Below are 16,257 nucleotides of genomic sequence, written 5' to 3'. Positions count from 1 at the left end.
TCTTTCGGTCGAGTTTGCGCGCGTTGGTTCCCTTACGGCCTCAGGGTTGTCGCGCACAGGTGGTCGAGCAGTCCCTCGCAGGCGTCCTCGACGAGGTCGAGCACGCGCTCGAACCCGTCGGCGGCGCCGTAATACGGGTCGGGTACCTCGTCGACCGCGTGCCGGCGCGCGAAGCGCATCAGCAGCTCGACCCGTGCCCCGGCGCCGGGCGGCCGCAGCTCGAGCAGCTGGGCGAGGTTGTCGCGATCCATCGCGAGGATCAGGTCGAAACGCTCAAAGTCAGTGGCCTGCACGCGGCGTGCGCGCAGCGGCGCGAGGTCGTAGCCGCGCCGCGCGCCGTGCGCCTGCGCGCGGGGGTCGGGGGGCTCGCCGGCGTGCCAGCCGTGCGTGCCGGCCGAGTCGACCTCGACGCGCCGCGCCAGCCCGCGCAGCGCCGCCTGCGTGCGCAGCACCGCCTCGGCGGTCGGCGAGCGGCAGATGTTGCCCATGCACACCATCAGCACGCGCGTCGTCGGCACGAGGACGTTCGTCATGCCGCCTCCGAGGCGCCGCCGGCCAGCAGGTTCCGCGCGTCGGCCCACAGCCGCGGCAGCGTGACGCGCGGCGAGTCGGCGTGCGCGAGCGCGGCCGCCTGTCCCGCCCAGGCCTGCAGGTGCCGCAGGTCGCCGGCCGCTTCGGCGGCCTGGCGCATCGCCGCGGTCAGCCCGCGCTGCACCGGGTACGGCGCGGGCGGCGGCGCGTCCGGCGCGGCGGCGGCGCGCACGTAGTCGGTCGCGATCGCGCGGCCCCAGCGGCCGGAGAACGCGCGCGTCAGCCGCGTCGCCTCGGGCGCGAGCGTGGCCAGCGCGGCGGCCCAGCACGGCGCGACGCCGGCCTCGGGCGTGCGCAGCAGCGCGGTGCCGAGCTGGACCGCGCTCGCACCGAGCAGCAGCGCGGCGGCCACGCCGCGCGCATCGGCGATGCCGCCGGTGGCGACCACCGGCACGTCGACCGCGTCGACGACCTGCGGCAGCAGCGCGAACAGCCCGACGGCCTCGTCGCGCGCCCGCGCGGCGTCGAACGCGCCGCGGTGGCCACCGGCCTCGGCGCCCTGCGCGACGATCACGTCGGCGCCGGCCGCGGCGGCGGCGCGCGCCTCGGCCACCGTCGTCACGTTGGCGAACCACGCGATGCCGGCGTCCTTCAGCCGCTGGACGACGCGCTCGGGGTACAGCCCCATGATCGACGACGCGGCCGTCGGACGTGCCGCGAGCAGCGCCTCGCACTGCGCCGCGAAGTCGGGCGGGCGCGCGTCACCGGCGTCGGGGGGCACCGGCGGGCCGTGGCGCGCGAGGAACGCGCGCAGCGCCTCCTCGTGCGTCGCGTCGCGCACGGGCGGTGGGTCGGGGATCCAGAGGTTGATCTGCAGCGGCCGGTCGCCCGTGCGGCGGTACGCGGCGACCCACTCGGCAATCGCCGGAGGCGGCATTGGCAGTGCGCCGAGCGCGGCCATCCCGCCGGCGTCGGCCACTGCCGCCGCGAGCGCGACCGGGCTCGCGCCAGCCATCGGCGCCATCAGCACAGGCAGCCGCAGGCCGAAGCGCGCGGCGAACGCTTCGGCGCGCGCGAGCGCCGCGCTCACGGCTTGCCCCCGGCGACGAGCGGCACGACGTTGGCGTCGTGCCCCGGCCCGCCGAAGGCCTGCTCGCGCAGCAGCGCGAGCTGGTCGCGGAGGCGCGCGGCCTTCTCGAACTCGAGGTTTTTCGCGTGCTCGAGCATCTGGCGCTCGAGCAGCTTGATGCGCTTGCCGAGGTCCTTCTCGGACAGTGCCTCGACCTCGGCCGCGGCCTGCGCGCGCTGCAGGTCGTCCTTCGCGGCGCGATCGGAGACGACGCCGTCGATCAGGTCGCGCACCTGCTTGCGGATGCCCTGCGGCACGATGCCGTGCTCGGCGTTGTAGGCGATCTGCTTGGCGCGCCGGCGCTCGGTCTCGCCGATCGCGCGCCGCATCGACTCGGTGATCTGGTCGGCGTAGAGGATCGCCTTGCCGTGCACGTTACGTGCTGCGCGGCCGATGGTCTGAATAAGGCTCCTCTCGGCACGCAGGAAGCCCTCCTTGTCGGCGTCGAGGATCGCGACCAGCGACACCTCGGGGATGTCGAGCCCCTCGCGCAGCAGGTTGATGCCCACCAGCACGTCGAACGTGCCCAGCCGCAGGTCGCGGATGATCTCGACGCGCTCGACGGTGTCGACGTCGCTGTGCAGGTAGCGCACCTTGACGCCGTTGTCGGCCAGGTAGTCGGTCAGCTGCTCGGCCATGCGCTTGGTCAGCGTCGTGATCAGCACGCGCTCGTGCCGCTCGACGCGCTCGCGGATCTCCTGCAGCACGTCGTCGACCTGGGTCGTTGCCGGGCGCACCGCGATCTCGGGGTCGACGAGCCCCGTCGGGCGCACGACCTGCTCGACGACCTGCCCCGAGTGCTCGCGCTCGTAGTCGGCGGGGGTGGCACTGACGAAGATCGCCTGGCGCATCTTGCGCTCGAACTCCTCGAACTTCAGCGGCCGGTTGTCGAGCGCGCTGGGCAGCCGGAAGCCGTAGTCGACGAGCGTCTGCTTGCGCGCGCGGTCGCCGTTGTACATGCCGCCGAGCTGGCCGATCAGCACGTGGCTCTCGTCGAGGAACATGATCGCGTCGGCGGGCAGGTAGTCCACCAGCGTCGGCGGCGGCTCGCCGGGCTTGGCGCCCGAGAGGTGGCGCGTGTAGTTCTCGATGCCCTTGCAGTGGCCGACCTCCTGCAGCATCTCGAGGTCGAAGCGCGTGCGCTGCTCGAGGCGCTGCGCCTCGACGAGCTTGCCCGCGGCGACCAGTTCGGCCAGGCGCTCGCGCAGCTCGGCCTTGATGCCGTCGATCGCGCGCAGCACCTGCTCGCGCGGGGTCACGTAGTGGCTCGACGGGTAGACGACGAAGCGCGGCACCTTCTGGCGGATGCGCCCCGTGAGCGGGTCGAACAGCGCGAGCGACTCGACCTCGTCGTCGAACAGCTCGATGCGCACCGCCAGCTCGCTGTGCTCGGCCGGGAAGACGTCGATCTGGTCGCCGCGCACGCGGAACGTCCCGCGCGCGAAGTCGGTGTCGCCGCGCGTGTACTGCATGCGCACGAGCTGCGCGATCGCGTCGCGCTGGCCGAGCCGGTCGCCCACGCGCACGATGAAGCGCATCTGCGTGTAGTCCTCGGGCTTGCCGATGCCGTAGATCGCGCTGACGGTGGCCACGACGACGACGTCGCGCCGCTCGAGGATGCTCTTGGTGGCCGACAGCCGCATCTGCTCGATGTGCTCGTTGATCGAGCTGTCCTTCTCGATGAACAAGTCGCGCTGCGGGACGTAGGCTTCGGGCTGGTAGTAGTCGTAGTAGCTGACGAAGTACTCGACAGCGTTCTTCGGGAAGAACTCGCGGAACTCGCTGTACAGCTGCGCGGCGAGCGTCTTGTTCGGCGCGAACACGATCGCCGGGCGGCCGAGCCGCGCGATCACGTTGGCCATCGTGAACGTCTTGCCCGAGCCGGTGACGCCGAGCAGCGTCTGGTAGCTCAGGCCGTCGCGCACGCCGTCGACGAGCTGTGCGATCGCCGCCGGCTGGTCGCCCGCCGGCGGGTACGGCTGGTACAGCTGGAACGGCGAGTCGGGGAACGAGACGAACTCGCCCGCGGGCACATCGGCCGCGGGGGCGTCGGTCACGGTCGGTTCGGCCATCGGGGTTTCCCTGTACGACTCACTAAAATGCGGGCATCGGGTGTGCGTGCAAGCGCCGCCGAACCCGACAGCCTAACGCAGCGGCCTGCAGCGCGCTGCCCTCACCCGCCCCCACCCTGCCAGGAAGCACCATGACCTTGTTCGCCGCCGTCGAGATGGCCCCCCGCGACCCGATCCTGGGGCTCAACGAGCAGTTCGCCGCCGACCCGCGGCCGAACAAGGTCAACCTCGGCGTGGGCGTCTACACCGACGAGACCGGCAAGCTGCCGCTGCTGGCCTGCGTGCAGGCGGCCGAGAAGCAGCTGATGGAGGCGCCGAAGCCGCGCGGCTACCTGCCGATCGACGGCATCGCCGCGTACGACCAGGCGGTGCAGGCGCTGGTGTTCGGCGCCGACAGCGAGGCCTTCACGTCGGGGCGCGTGGCCACCGTGCAGGCGCTCGGCGGCACCGGCGCGCTGAAGGTCGGCGCCGACTTCCTGAAGAAGCTGCGGCCCGACGCCAAGGTGCTCATCAGCGACCCGAGCTGGGAGAACCACCGCGCCCTGTTCACCAATGCCGGATTCGAGGTCGAGACCTACCCGTACTACGACGCCGCGACGCGCGGCGTGAACTTCGAGGGGATGCTCGCCGCGCTCGACGCGGCGCCGGCGGGCACGATCGTCGTGCTGCACGCGTGCTGCCACAACCCGACCGGCGCCGACCTGACGCCCGCGCAGTGGCGCCGCGTCGTCGACACGGTGAAGGCGCGCGGCCTGGTCGCGTTCCTCGACATGGCGTACCAGGGCTTCGGCGACGGCATCGCCGAGGACGGCGTCGCGGTGCGCGAGTTCCTCGCCAGCGGCGTCGACTTCTTCGTCGCGACCTCGTTCTCGAAGAGCTTCTCGCTGTACGGCGAGCGCGTCGGTGCGCTGAGCGTCGTGTGCGAGAACAAGGACGAGGCGGCGCGCGTGCTCAGCCAGCTCAAGATCGTGATCCGCACGAACTACAGCAACCCGCCGACGCACGGCGCGCAGGTCGTGGCCACCGTGCTGACGACGCCGGCGCTGCGCGCGCAGTGGGAGCAGGAGCTCGCCGGCATGCGCCAGCGCATCAAGGCGATGCGCGAGGCGCTGAAGCGCAAGCTCGAGGCCGCCGGCGTGCCCGGCGACCTCTCGTACATCACGCGCCAGAAGGGCATGTTCAGCTACTCGGGCATGAGCGCGGCGCAGATGCAGCGCCTGCGCAGCGAGTTCGGCGTCTACGGCGTCGACTCGGGGCGCGTCTGCGTGGCGGCGCTCAACGAACACAACCTCGACGCGGTGGCCAGCGCGATCGCGCACGTGATGCGCGGCTGACCGCGCACGCCCGCGCGGCAGGGCGCCCCTGTCGCCTCGGTGACAGGGGCCGGCGATTCGCGCCTCCACCCTACGTGTTTTCTCGCTTTTGGCACCCGCCGGGCCGCGGCAGCATCGGTTCCGGACGATAATGCTGCACTGCACAAAGAAGGCGGTGACGCGGCCGAGAGGGGCCGTGCCGCCGCCCGATGCGGGCAGGCCCGACGACGGAGGAAGCCCCGATGCTGTACCAGCTCTATGAAACACAGCGTGCGCTGATGGCGCCGTTCTCCGAGTTCGCCAGTGCCTCGGCGAAGCTGTACAGCCATCCGCTGTCGCCGTTCTCGCACACGCCGATGGCGCAGCGCGTCGCCGCCGGCTTCGACCTGCTGCACCGCCTGGCCAAGGAATACGAGAAGCCGGCGTTCGGAATCCACACGGTGCGCGTCGGCGGCGTCGACGTCGCGGTGCAGGAGAAGGTCGCGATCGAGAAGCCGTTCTGCCGGCTGCTGCGTTTCAAGCGCTTCACCGACGATCACGACGTGCTCGTCAAGATGAAGACGCAGCCGACCGTGCTCGTCGTCGCGCCGCTGTCGGGGCACCACGCGACGCTGCTGCGCGACACCGTGCGCAGCCTGCTGCAGGACCACAAGGTCTACATCACCGACTGGACCGACGCGCGCATGGTGCCGGTCGAGAAGGGCCCGTTTCACCTGCACGACTACGTGCACTACGTGCAGGAGTTCATCCGCCACATCGGCCCGGGCGTGCACGTGATGTCGGTGTGCCAGCCGACAGTGCCGGTGCTCGCGGCGGTGTCGCTGATGGCCAGCGACGGCGAGTTCACGCCGCGCACGCTGACGATGATGGGCGGCCCGATCGACGCGCGCAAGTCGCCCACCGCGGTCAACAACCTGGCGATGAACAAGAGCCACTCGTGGTTCGAGAACAACGTCATCTACCGCGTGCCGCCGAACTACCCGGGCGCGGGACGTGCCGTCTACCCCGGCTTCCTGCAGCACACCGGCTTCGTCGCGATGAACCCGGACCGGCACCTGTCGTCGCACTACGACTACTTCCTCGACCTGATCCGCGGCGACGGCGACAGCGCCGAGGCGCACCGCCAGTTCTACGACGAGTACAACGCCGTGCTCGACATGCCGGCCGAGTACTACCTCGACACGATCAAGGTCGTGTTCCAGGACTTCGCGCTCGTCAACGGCACGTGGCGCGTCAAGGGCCGGCTCGTGCGCCCGCAGGACATCACCGGCACCGCGCTGCTGACCGTCGAGGGCGAGCTCGACGACATCTCGGGCGCCGGCCAGACCAAGGCCGCGCACGCGCTGTGCACCGGCATCCCGGTCGAGCACCAGTTCCACTACGACGTGCCCGGCGCCGGCCACTACGGCATCTTCTCGGGCCGGCGCTGGCGCGAGATGGTCTACCCGCGCGTGCGCGACTTCATCGCCAACTTCCACGGCGCGCACCCCGGCGACGTGCCGCGGCCGATCAAGATGGTCGAGGTGCCGGGCGCGCCGCACGTGCCCCCCGGCACGCCACCGCGCCGTCGCCGCACCGGCACGAAGACGGCGACGCGCGCCGCCGCCGCGTCGGGCCGCAAGACCTCCCCGCGCCGCGCGCAGCGCTGAACCCGGCCGGCGCCACGGCCGTGCCGGCTGCGGCGCGCGCCGCCGCTCGATAATCGGCGAGTGACCCCCGCCGAGCCTTCGCACGCCTCGCTGGCCGACGCCATCGACGCCGTGCTGCCGCAGACGCAGTGCACGCGCTGCGGCTACCCCGACTGCCGCCGCTATGCCGAGGCGATCGCCGCCGGCGAGGCACCGATCAACCAGTGCCCGCCCGGCGGCGCCGAGGGCATCCGGCGGCTGGCCGCAGTCACCGGACGGCCGGTGATCCCGCTGAACCCGGCGCACGGCACCGAGGGCCCGCGCGCGGTGGCGGTGATCGACGAGGCGTGGTGCATCGGCTGCACGCTGTGCATCAAGGCCTGCCCGGTGGACTGCATCGCCGGCGCGAGCAAGCGCATGCACACCGTGATCGAGGACGACTGCACCGGCTGCGAGCTGTGCGTGCCGGCGTGCCCGGTCGCCTGCATCGCGATGCTGCCCGTCACCGGCACGCGCACCGGCTGGGACGCGTGGAGCCCCGAGCAGGCCGCCGCCGCGCGCGAGCGCTACGCGTTCCACCGCTTCCGCCTCGAGCGCGATCGGCGCGAGAACGACGAGCGCCTCGCCGCGAAGGCCCAGGCCAAGCTCGCCGACCTCGAGCAGCACAGCCGCCTGACCGACCCCGAGATGCTGGCCAAGAAGCGCGCCGTCGTCGAAGCGGCGCTGGCCCGTGCGCGCGCGCGCCGGCAGGAGCCGACATGAAGACCGAGGACATCGAGCCGTTCTTCGCGACGCTGAAGGCGGCCAACCCGACACCGACGACCGAGCTCGAGTTCACGACCCCGTTCGAACTGCTCGTGGCCGTGCTGCTGTCGGCGCAGGCCACCGACGTCAGCGTCAACAAGGCCACGCGGCGGCTGTTCGCGGTGGCCAACACGCCGCAGAAGATGCTCGCGCTCGGCGTCGACGGCGTAGCCGAGTACATCAAGACGATCGGCCTGTACCGCAGCAAGGCCAAGCACCTGATCGAGACCTGCCGCATCCTCGTCGAGCGCCACGGCGGCGAGGTGCCGCGCTCGCGCGAGGCGCTCGAAGCGCTGCCCGGTGTCGGGCGCAAGACGGCCAACGTCGTGCTCAACGTCGCGTTCGGCGAGCCCACGATCGCGGTCGACACGCACATCTTCCGTGTCGCCAACCGCACCGGACTCGCGCCCGGCAAGACGCCGCTCGAGGTCGAGAAGCGGCTGCTCGAGCGCGTGCCGCCGCAGTACCTGCACGACGCGCACCACTGGCTGATCCTGCACGGGCGCTACGTGTGCCAGGCGCGCAAGCCGCTGTGCGAGCGCTGCGCGGTGCGGCGCTGGTGCGACAGCGGCCGCACGGCGCCACCGGGCTGAGCCGGCGGCCCGTGCGCGCGCCCGGCGCGCGGCGGGACGCCACGCGGCGACGAGGCACGGCGGCGGCGCGCCGCGCGGCGAGTCGCCGGCGTTCAGAAGTCGATGCGCACGCGCTGCTCGCGCCAGCGCAGCACGGCCTGGCGCGGCGCGATGCGCTCGAGCACGAGGTCGCGCGCGATCGTCTCGCCCTCGCGCAGCACGCGCCCGTCGAGCACGAGCAGCCGCGCCGAGGGCTGCGGCGAGTCGACCGCGCCGCCGACGACGAGCGGCGGCAACAGCGCGCGCTGCGCGGGCGGCAACTCGCTGAGCGCCATGACGGCGCCGGCGGCATCGGCCGACGGTGCTGCCGCGTCCGCCGGCGGTGGCGCGGGCCGCGCGGGGGGTGCCGTCGCGGCCGGTGGCGGCAGCGGCGGCAGGCTCGCCAGCGGCGGCGTGCGCGAGGCGGCCGGCGCCGCGGCGGTTGCTGCGGGTTCCACCGGCGCCGCAGCGACCGGCGCGGATGGCGCAGGGGCCGCCGGCACGACCGCCGCCGGCGCGGCCTCGGGCGCCGGCGCAGGCGGTGGCGCCGCGCGCCACCCCGCCCACACCGCGAGTGCGACGAGCACGGCGATGCCGGTCGCACCGAGCGCCCAGCGCGTGCGGCGCGGCAGCCCCGCCGCGTCGTCGGCCGCCGGCGGCACGGCCGGCGACTGCGCGTGCAGGCCGGGCGACTGACCGAGCGCGCGCTGCGCATCGGCGCGACGCAGGGCTTCGAGGATGTAGGACATGGCCGTGGGCGCCGCAGCGTCAGAGAGCGTCCAGACGCGGCTCGTCGACGCCGGCCGCGCGGTTGAGTTGCATCAGCGTCAGCGGCCCGGCGAGGCCGTCGGGCGGCAGCCCGTGCGCGGCCTGGAAGCGGCGCAGGCGCTCGCGCACCGGCAGCCCCTCGGGCGGGCCGACGCGGTCGAGCTGCTGCGCCAGCCAGCGCGCCGTCGCCGGGTCGGCGGGGTTCAGCGCCTGCCCGCGGTAGCCGCTCGGCGCGCGCCACAGCGTCGCGTACTCGCCGGTCCACAGCCCGGCGAGCACCGGCGCCGGCACGCGGAACTCGTCGTCGCCCAGTCGCAGCAGCGCCTCGCGCTCGTCGAGCGCGGCCAGCACGGCATGGCTCGGCGGTCCCCGTTCGTCGCGCAGCACGACGATCGCCGGGCGGCCGAGTCCGCGCAGCAGCGCCGGCGTGCCGTCGCGCCCGCGGTGGCAGTGCAGCGTCGCGTCGGCCGCGCCGGCACACGGGTCGTCGGCGACGGCCGCGACGCCCCAGCGCCGCGCGAGCTGCGCCCATGCCGCGGCCTCGTCCTGCGGCGCCGCGGCCAGGCGCGCGCGCAGCGCCTCGATCGCGTCGACCGCCGGTGCCGGCGGCGTCGACGGCGCGATCGACGCATCGGCCGGCGGGGCCGTCACGGCCGTGACCGCTGACGCGGCAGCGGGCGGTGCCGGCGCGGGCTCGGCCGCCACCGGCGCTGCCGCCCGCAGCGCTCGGGCGGCTTCGCCCCACCCGCCGGCGAGCCACACCGCGCCGGCGCCGGCTGCCACGGCGACCGCCACGGCCCCCGCGCCCCGCCACGCCCACCGCGTCGCCGCGCTCGACGCCGCCGGCGCGGCACCGAACACTTCGGCCGCCGCACGGTCGACGATGGCGCGGTCGGCCTGCGCGCGCCCGAGCGCGTAGGCACCGAGCAGCGCGCGGTCGGCGAGCAGGTTGATGCGCCGCGGCACGCCGCGGCTGTGGTGCACCAGCCGCGCGAGCGCGGCGCGGTCGAACGGCAGCGGCCCGTCGCGCCCGGCGGCGGCCAGCCGGTGCGCGACGTAGCGCACCGTCTCGGCCGCGTCGAGCGGCGCGAGGTGGTAGCGCGCGATCACGCGCTGCGCGAGCTGCTCCATCTCGGGCCGCGCGAGCAGCGCGCGCAGCTCGGGCTGGCCGATCAGCACGATCTGCAGCAGCTTGCGCTCGTTCGTCTCGAGGTTGGTCAGCAGCCGCAGCTGCTCGAGCACGGCCGCCGACAGCGCCTGCGCCTCGTCGATCACGAGCACGTTGTTGAAGCCGGCGGCGTGCGTGCGCAGCAGGTATTCGTTGAGCGCGTCGACGTGGTCCTTGCGCGTCGGGTGCGCACTGCCGTCGGCCGCCGCCACCGGGATGCGGAACTCGGCGCAGATCGTGCGCAGCAGCTCGATCACGTCGAGCGCCGGATTGAAGATGTAGGCCACGCGGCAGCGCGGCGGCACCTGCTCGAGAAAGGCGCGGCACACCGTCGTCTTGCCGGTGCCGACCTCGCCGGTCAGCACGACGAAGCCACCACCGCCGCCGACGCCGTACAGCAGGTGCGCGAGCGCCTCGCGGTGGCGCTCGCTCATGTACAGCAGGCGCGGGTCGGGGGCGATGGAGAACGGCTCGCGCTGCAGCCCGAAGTGGCGCTCGTACATGGGCGCGCAGGATAGCGCGACGCACCCTCAGCCCGCGCCGTGGCGCGCCGCCCACGCCGCGAACAGCCGGTGCAGCTGCTCGACGCCGTCGGTCAGCGCCGCCGGGCCGGGCTGCAGGATGTCGGCCGACTTGACCTCGTGTAGCTCGCCGTCGCGCACCGCCGGCACGTCGGCCCAGCCGGCACGCGCGGCGACATGCTCGGGGCGGAACTTCTTGCCGCACCACGAGCCGACGATGACGTCGGGCGCGCGTCGCACCGGCTCGAGCGCGTCGGCGACGACGCGGTCGCGCCCCATCGGCTGCACAGCGAGCTCGGGGAACACGTCGTCACCGCCGGCGATGCCGATCAGCTCGCTGACCCAGCGGATCGCGCTGATCATCGGCGCGTCCCACTCCTCGAAGTACACGCGCGGGCGCCTGGGCCACGCGGCGGCCGCCGCGGCGATCTGCGCGTGGCGCGCCTGGCAGCCGGCGATCCAGCGCTCGGCGCGGTCGCCGGCGCCGACCATCGACGCGACCAGGCGCAGCGTGTCGAAGATCTGGCCGACGCTGCGCTGGTTCGTCACCAGCACGTTGAGCCCGGCGCGGATCAGCTTGTCGGCCAGCGCGGCCTGCATGTCGGAGAAGCCGACGACGAGGTCGGGCTCGAGCGCGACGATCTGTTCGATGCGCCCGTCGAGGAAGTGCGAGACCTTGGGCTTTTCGGCGCGCGCGCGGCGCGGGCGCACCGTGTAGCCGCTTATGCCGACGATGCGGTGCTCCTCACCGAGCAGGTACAGCCACTCGGTGGTCTCCTCGGTCAGGCAGACGATGCGCTGCGGGCCCATGCGGCGATTGTCGGCGCGCGTCAGCGTGCCGCGACGACAGGCAGCGCGACCCAGCGCTCGCCGCCGGCGGTGGCCACGCGCTCGATCGCGACCGCGCCGTCGAACGCGTCGACGACCGCGGCGCGTACCGCCGCGTCGGCCGGCGCGCCGTCGGCGCGCAGGCGGCCGGCCACCATCACGAGCACGCGGTCGGCGGCGAGCGCGAGCGTCAGGTCGTGCAGCACGGCGGCCACCGCGGCGCCGGCGCGCGCGCGCGCCGCGAGGCTCGCGACGAGGGCACGCTGGTGCGGCACGTCGAGGTGCGTCGTCGGCTCGTCGAGCAGCAGCACCGGCGCATTCACCGCCAGCGCGCGCGCGATCAGCACGCGCTGGCGCTCGCCGCCAGACAGCTCGCCGAGGCGGCGCTCGGCGAACGCAGCGCATTCGGTCTCGGCCATCGCCGCGTCGACCGCGGCCTCGTCGGCGGCGGTGACGGCGCCGAACAGCCCGTGGTGCGGCAGGCGGCCCAGGCGCACGACGTCGCGCGCGGCGAGGTCGCCGTCGGCCTCGCCGTGCTGCGCGAGCCACGCGACGCGGCGCGCGCGCTCGCGCGGCGGCCAGTCGGCGAGCGCGCGGCCGTCGAGCTCGACGCGACCGGCGTGCGGCGCGCGCAGCCCGGCCAGCAGCGCGAGCAGCGTGCTCTTGCCGGCGCCGTTCGGCCCGACCAGCGCCGCCCACTCGCCGGCGCGCAAGTCGAGCGACACGCCGTCGACGACGCGGCGCGGGCCGTAGGCCAGCGCGAGGCCGTGCGCGCGCAGCGGCGTCATCGCGCACCTCCCCCGCCATGGCGGCGGCGCAGCAGCACGAGCAGGTAGACCCCGCCGAACACCGCCGTCAGCAGGCCCACCGGCAGCTCCTGCGGCACGCGCACGCTGCGCGCGGCGACGTCGGCGGCCAGCAGCAGCACGCCGCCGGCCAGCGCCGACAGCGCCAGCAGCGCCGCGTGGGTCACGGTGACGGCGCGGCGCACCAGGTGCGGCGCCACGAGTCCGACGAAGGCCACCAGCCCGGCGTGCGCCACCGCGGTGCCGGTGGCCAGCGCCATCGAGGCCACCAGCAGCAGGCGCACGCGCGCCAGCGGCACGCCCAGGCTCGCGGCGCTGGCCTCGCCGAGCACGAGCGCGTCGAGCGCGCGCGCGAAGCGCACCGCCAGCGGCAGCACGAGCGCGCCGACCGCGGCGAGCCACGCGACGCCGTCCCAGCCGAGGAAGGCCGTCGTGCCGAGCAGGAAGGCCTGCCGCGCGCGCAGCGCCGCCGGCGCCAGCAGCGCGAGCAGGTCGGCCAGCGCGCCGAGCAGCACGCCGACGACGACGCCGGCCAGCAGCAGCACCAGCGGCCGCCCGGCGCCGCCGGCCAGCACCAGCGCGAGCCCGACGCCGAGCAGCGCGCCGGCGAAGGCCCCGCCGACGACACCGAGCTGCAGCACGCCCGCCGCGAGCGACGCCGGCAGCGCCGCGACCAGTCCGGTGGCGGCGGCGAGCACCACCATCACGCCGAGCCCGGCGCCGGCGGCGCTGCCGAGCAGGAACGGGTCGGCCAGCGGGTTGCGGAACAGCCCCTGCGCGATCGCGCCGGCCAGTCCGAGCAGCGCGCCGACGAGCAGCGCACCCAGCGTGCGCGGCGCGCGCACCGCGGCGACGAGGTCCCACTCGTCGCGCCACGCCCACGACCAGCCGTCGCTGCCGGCGGCCAGCCCGCACGCGGCGAGCACCAGCGCCGCAGCACCCAGGCCCAGCGCCAGCGGCCCTGCGCCGGCGCGCCGTGATGACGCCGGCAGCGACGTCATCGCCCGTTGCCGAGCGCGGCGACGCAGTCGGCGATCACGTCGGCCGCCTCGTCCAGGCGCGGCCCCGGGCGCACGAGCAGGTCGTACTGCGCCGGCGCGAGCGCGCACACGTGCCCGGCGCGCAGCGCGTCGAGCCGCGCCCAGCCGGGACGCTGCGGCATCTGGGCCACCGCCTGCGCGGCGGCGACCACCAGCGCCGGCCGCGCGCGCAGCACGTATTCGGGGCTGACCTGCGGGAACGGCCCGAGCGCGGCCGGCACGATGTTGCGCAGGCCCAGCCGCGCGAGCAGCTCGCCGATGAACGAGGCCTCGCCGGCGGCGTGCGGCATCGGGGAGACCTCGACGTAGACGCGCTGCCCGCGCCACGCCGGCGGCACGCGCGCCGCGGCGGCCGCCACGCGCGCGTCGATGCGCTGCCACAGCCGCTCGCCGCCGCCCGGCACACCGAGCGCGCGCGCCAGCGTCTCGGTCGCAGCGCGCATCTCGGCCAGCGTGTCGGCCTGCAGCACGAGCACCGGCAGACCCAGCGCCTCGAGCCGAACACGCACGCGCGCGCCCGGCGCGACGATCACGAGGTCGGGCCGCAGCGCGACGATGCGCTCGACCTGCGCGTCCTCGAGCGAGCCGACCTGCGGCAGGTCGCGCACGCGCTCGGGCCAGTTCGAGTGGCGGTCGACACCGACGAGCCGCTCGCACGCGCCGAGCGCGCACGTGGCCTCGGTGAAGGCGGGCACCATCGAGACGATGCGCTGGGGGGGGCGGCCATCGGCGGCTGCAGCGACGGCACCCGCGAATGCGAGCACCGCCGCCGCGACTGCGCGTCGCCACCCGTCGGACCGCCCGACCACCGTCGCGCCGCCCTCAGGACTGCCAGGCCACGCGCACGAAGACGCTGCGCGGGCGGCCGTTGTAGCCGTACGCCGGCACTTCGTCGCGGTCGAACACGTTGTCGAACGTCGCCGCGGCGACCCAGCCCTTCGCGAAGCGCCACGTCGCGTTCAGGCCGAGCACGGTGGCCGCCGGCAGCATCTCGGTGGCGTCGGGCCGGCGGCCGACGTGGCGCACGACAGCGTCGACGCCGAACGCGCCGATGTCGCGGCCCAGCCGCAGCGACGCCTGCACGCGCGCGCGGCGCAGCAGCGGCTCGCCGGTGTCGGCGTCCTCGGGGTCCTGCCACAGCAGTTCGCCGCTGGCACGCCAGTCGGCCCACTGCGTCTGACCTACCACCTCAACGCCGCGGTTGCGCGTGCGCGCGAGGTTCTGGGGCACGAAGAAGGCATCGCTGGCGATCTTGTCGCGGTAACGCGCGTGGAACAGCGTGGCGCGCACGCGCGACGGCCCTTGCTGCCACTGCGCACCGACCTCGACGGTGCGGCCACGCTCGGGGCGCAGGTCGGGGTTCGAGCAGACGAAGCCGAACGGACTGCAGTCGAAGTAGAGGAAGTCCAGCGTCGGCGGCGTGTAGCTCGTCGACGCGCTGGCGAGCAGGCTCCACGCCGGTGCGACTTGCAGGCGCCCCCCGGCAAGCCACGTCGTGGCGGTGCCGAAGTCGCTGCTGTCGTCGTGCCGCCACGCGAGCTGCCAGCCGCCCGCCTCGCGCTCGTCCTGCAGCCCCACGCGCCAGGTGTCGGTCGTGCGCTGGCGGCGAAGGTAGGTGGCGTTGTCGGTCCACTGGCGCAGCCGCTCGGCCGCCACCTTCAGCGCGAGCGAGCCGACCAGGGTGCCGGTGGCTTCGGCCATCGCGGAGCGGTTGTGCAGCCGGTTGCCGAAAGTCGACGTGCCGAAGGCATCGCCCGTGGTGTCGCGCCGGTCCTCGTCGTTGCCGCCGAGGTGCCAGGCGAGCGACCACGCCGGCGTCAGCGCGTGGCGTCCGCGCAGCGTGAGCCCGCGCTGGTCGATCGTCGCGTCGTGCGTGTCCGTCGGCGTGCCCCAGCTGCTGTCGTAGGCGACGTCGCCGCGCAGCCAGCGCAGGTCGAAAGACAGCCGGTGGCCCGGCGCAGGTGTCGCGTCGGCGACCAGCGTCGCGAAGCGGCGGCGGTAGCCGTCGTCGTCGGGGTTGACGTTGGGCACCTGCGCCGGGTCCTGCGCCGAGAAGCCGTCGCTGCGTTCGCCGCCGACGGTCAGGCGCGCGTTGAGCACCTCGCTGCCGCCGGCCAGGCTCGCACCGGCCCCGCGCGTCGAGCGCGTGCCGAGTCCGGCGTGCGCACTGACGTCGAGGCCGCTGCGGCCGCGGCGCGTGAAGATCTGCAGCACGCCGCCGGTCGCATTGCCGCCATGCAGCGCCGAGAGGTTGCCGCGCACGACCTCGATGCGCTCGATGTCGTCGACCGCAATCGACGCGATCGACGCCTGGCCGCTGGTGACGTCGGTGATCGGCACACCGTCGATCAGCACCAGCGTGTCGCGTGTGTCGGCGCCGCGTAGCCGCAGCGCCGCCTGCGTGCCAGGCCCGCCGAGCTGCTCGGGCACCGCGGTGCCGAGCAGGCCGAGCGCCGCGACGAGGTCGCGCACGCCGGCGCGCTCGAGGTCGCTGCGCGTGAGCACGCTGGCGGCGGCCAGCTCGGTGCCGACGGTGAGCGGCAGCACGCTGCCGGTGACGACGACGGTGGGTGTTTCCTGGGCTGCGGTGCCGGCTGCAGCACACAAAAGGGTCGCGGCCAGCGACGTGGCGACGCACGCGCTGGCGCGTCGCGTGGCGAAGGGAGAGACGATCATGGACGATGAAGGACTCGAGGGCCGTGGCCCGCTTCCCCGCAGGCCCCGACGACATGGCGCGTCGCTGTGCGCGACGCACCGCCCGTTGGCCGGTATCCGGGCTGGCGGATGCGACCTCGGCGACCTTCCCGGTGCGGCTGCACCAGTGGCCACTGCGCCGAAGCGGGGTGCGTGGCGTGCACGCGCCCGTCCGCTTACCGTTGCGGGGGCAGCGCAGGTTGGGCCTCGTCCGGCGGATCCGGCCTTCCTGCTTCCCGTTTACCCCGGGGCGGCACGACGGCCGACCCAGGCACCAACGGCGCGGATCGTAGCAGCGGCAGCTGACCGCGCCCCTACAATCGTCGCCACCCCCTGAGGCGGCG

At 74.6% G+C, this 16,257-nt stretch carries 14 protein-coding genes and 1 riboswitch; of the genes, 4 read left to right on the top strand and 10 right to left on the bottom strand.

Annotated elements, in window-relative coordinates:
* Nucleotides 1-32: 32 nt before the first annotated feature.
* The 3 genes from DRV96_RS04500 to uvrB are packed head-to-tail and all read right to left on the bottom strand — an operon-like array spanning nucleotide 33 to nucleotide 3,732.
* The gene (locus tag DRV96_RS04500) at nucleotides 33-533 is read right to left on the bottom strand and encodes a low molecular weight protein-tyrosine-phosphatase (RefSeq protein ID WP_235823284.1); all 501 of its coding nucleotides are present in this window, start codon (nucleotides 531-533) and stop codon (nucleotides 33-35) included.
* Nucleotides 530-1,621, bottom strand: a complete 1,092-nt coding sequence (locus DRV96_RS04495) for an NAD(P)H-dependent flavin oxidoreductase (RefSeq protein WP_235823283.1) — start codon at nucleotides 1,619-1,621, stop codon at nucleotides 530-532. The genes DRV96_RS04500 and DRV96_RS04495 overlap by 4 nt, the downstream gene beginning before the upstream one ends.
* Nucleotides 1,618-3,732, bottom strand: a complete 2,115-nt coding sequence (gene uvrB, locus DRV96_RS04490) for an excinuclease ABC subunit UvrB (protein WP_119288234.1) — start codon at nucleotides 3,730-3,732, stop codon at nucleotides 1,618-1,620. The genes DRV96_RS04495 and uvrB overlap by 4 nt, the downstream gene beginning before the upstream one ends.
* A gap of 131 nt (nucleotides 3,733-3,863) precedes the next feature.
* Here uvrB and DRV96_RS04485 point away from each other — a divergent pair, with 131 nt between their 5' ends.
* From DRV96_RS04485 to nth, 4 genes are all read left to right on the top strand, one after another.
* The gene (locus DRV96_RS04485; RefSeq protein WP_119288232.1) at nucleotides 3,864-5,066 is read left to right on the top strand and encodes an amino acid aminotransferase; all 1,203 of its coding nucleotides are present in this window, start codon (nucleotides 3,864-3,866) and stop codon (nucleotides 5,064-5,066) included.
* A 221-nt stretch (nucleotides 5,067-5,287) separates the two neighbouring features.
* On the top strand, nucleotides 5,288-6,694 hold the full coding sequence (locus tag DRV96_RS04480) for a polyhydroxyalkanoate depolymerase (RefSeq protein WP_119288230.1): 1,407 nt from the start codon (nucleotides 5,288-5,290) through the stop codon (nucleotides 6,692-6,694).
* A gap of 60 nt (nucleotides 6,695-6,754) precedes the next feature.
* Complete coding sequence (gene rsxB / locus DRV96_RS04475; RefSeq protein WP_119288228.1) at nucleotides 6,755-7,435, top strand: electron transport complex subunit RsxB; 681 nt, start codon at nucleotides 6,755-6,757, stop codon at nucleotides 7,433-7,435.
* Nucleotides 7,432-8,070, top strand: a complete 639-nt coding sequence (gene nth, locus DRV96_RS04470; protein WP_119288226.1) for an endonuclease III — start codon at nucleotides 7,432-7,434, stop codon at nucleotides 8,068-8,070. The genes rsxB and nth overlap by 4 nt, the downstream gene beginning before the upstream one ends.
* A 92-nt stretch (nucleotides 8,071-8,162) precedes the next feature.
* Here nth and DRV96_RS04465 read toward each other — a convergent pair whose 3' ends face one another.
* The 7 genes from DRV96_RS04465 to DRV96_RS04435 are packed head-to-tail and all read right to left on the bottom strand — an operon-like array spanning nucleotide 8,163 to nucleotide 15,895.
* The gene (locus tag DRV96_RS04465; RefSeq protein ID WP_119288224.1) at nucleotides 8,163-8,837 is read right to left on the bottom strand and encodes a general secretion pathway protein GspB; all 675 of its coding nucleotides are present in this window, start codon (nucleotides 8,835-8,837) and stop codon (nucleotides 8,163-8,165) included.
* 19 nt (nucleotides 8,838-8,856) lie between these two features.
* On the bottom strand, nucleotides 8,857-10,527 hold the full coding sequence (locus tag DRV96_RS04460; RefSeq protein ID WP_119288222.1) for an ExeA family protein: 1,671 nt from the start codon (nucleotides 10,525-10,527) through the stop codon (nucleotides 8,857-8,859).
* Between the two features lie 27 nt (nucleotides 10,528-10,554).
* Entirely contained in the window at nucleotides 10,555-11,355 is an 801-nt protein-coding gene (locus DRV96_RS04455; protein ID WP_119288220.1) for an ABC transporter substrate-binding protein, read from the bottom strand.
* Between the two features lie 20 nt (nucleotides 11,356-11,375).
* Nucleotides 11,376-12,161 carry an ABC transporter ATP-binding protein gene (locus DRV96_RS04450; protein ID WP_119288218.1) on the bottom strand — a complete coding sequence of 262 codons (786 nt, stop codon included), beginning with the start codon at nucleotides 12,159-12,161 and terminating at the stop codon, nucleotides 11,376-11,378.
* Nucleotides 12,158-13,180: a FecCD family ABC transporter permease gene (locus tag DRV96_RS04445; protein ID WP_119288216.1), complete on the bottom strand. Its 1,023-nt coding sequence runs from the start codon at nucleotides 13,178-13,180 to the stop codon at nucleotides 12,158-12,160. The genes DRV96_RS04450 and DRV96_RS04445 overlap by 4 nt, the downstream gene beginning before the upstream one ends.
* Nucleotides 13,177-13,983, bottom strand: coding sequence for an ABC transporter substrate-binding protein (locus DRV96_RS04440; RefSeq protein ID WP_235823282.1), 807 nt, complete (start codon nucleotides 13,981-13,983; stop codon nucleotides 13,177-13,179). Before DRV96_RS04440 ends, DRV96_RS04445 begins: the two co-directional genes overlap by 4 nt.
* A 58-nt stretch (nucleotides 13,984-14,041) precedes the next feature.
* The gene (locus DRV96_RS04435; protein WP_119288212.1) at nucleotides 14,042-15,895 is read right to left on the bottom strand and encodes a TonB-dependent receptor plug domain-containing protein; all 1,854 of its coding nucleotides are present in this window, start codon (nucleotides 15,893-15,895) and stop codon (nucleotides 14,042-14,044) included.
* 70 nt (nucleotides 15,896-15,965) lie between these two features.
* Nucleotides 15,966-16,207: riboswitch (cobalamin riboswitch) on the bottom strand.
* Nucleotides 16,208-16,257: the final 50 nt, after the last annotated feature.

The organism is Azohydromonas sediminis (assembly GCF_003574675.1).
In the GTDB taxonomy this organism is placed as follows: Bacteria; Pseudomonadota; Gammaproteobacteria; order Burkholderiales; family Burkholderiaceae_C; genus Calidifontimicrobium; species Calidifontimicrobium sediminis.
This window is presented reverse-complemented; position numbering and strand designations above follow the sequence as displayed.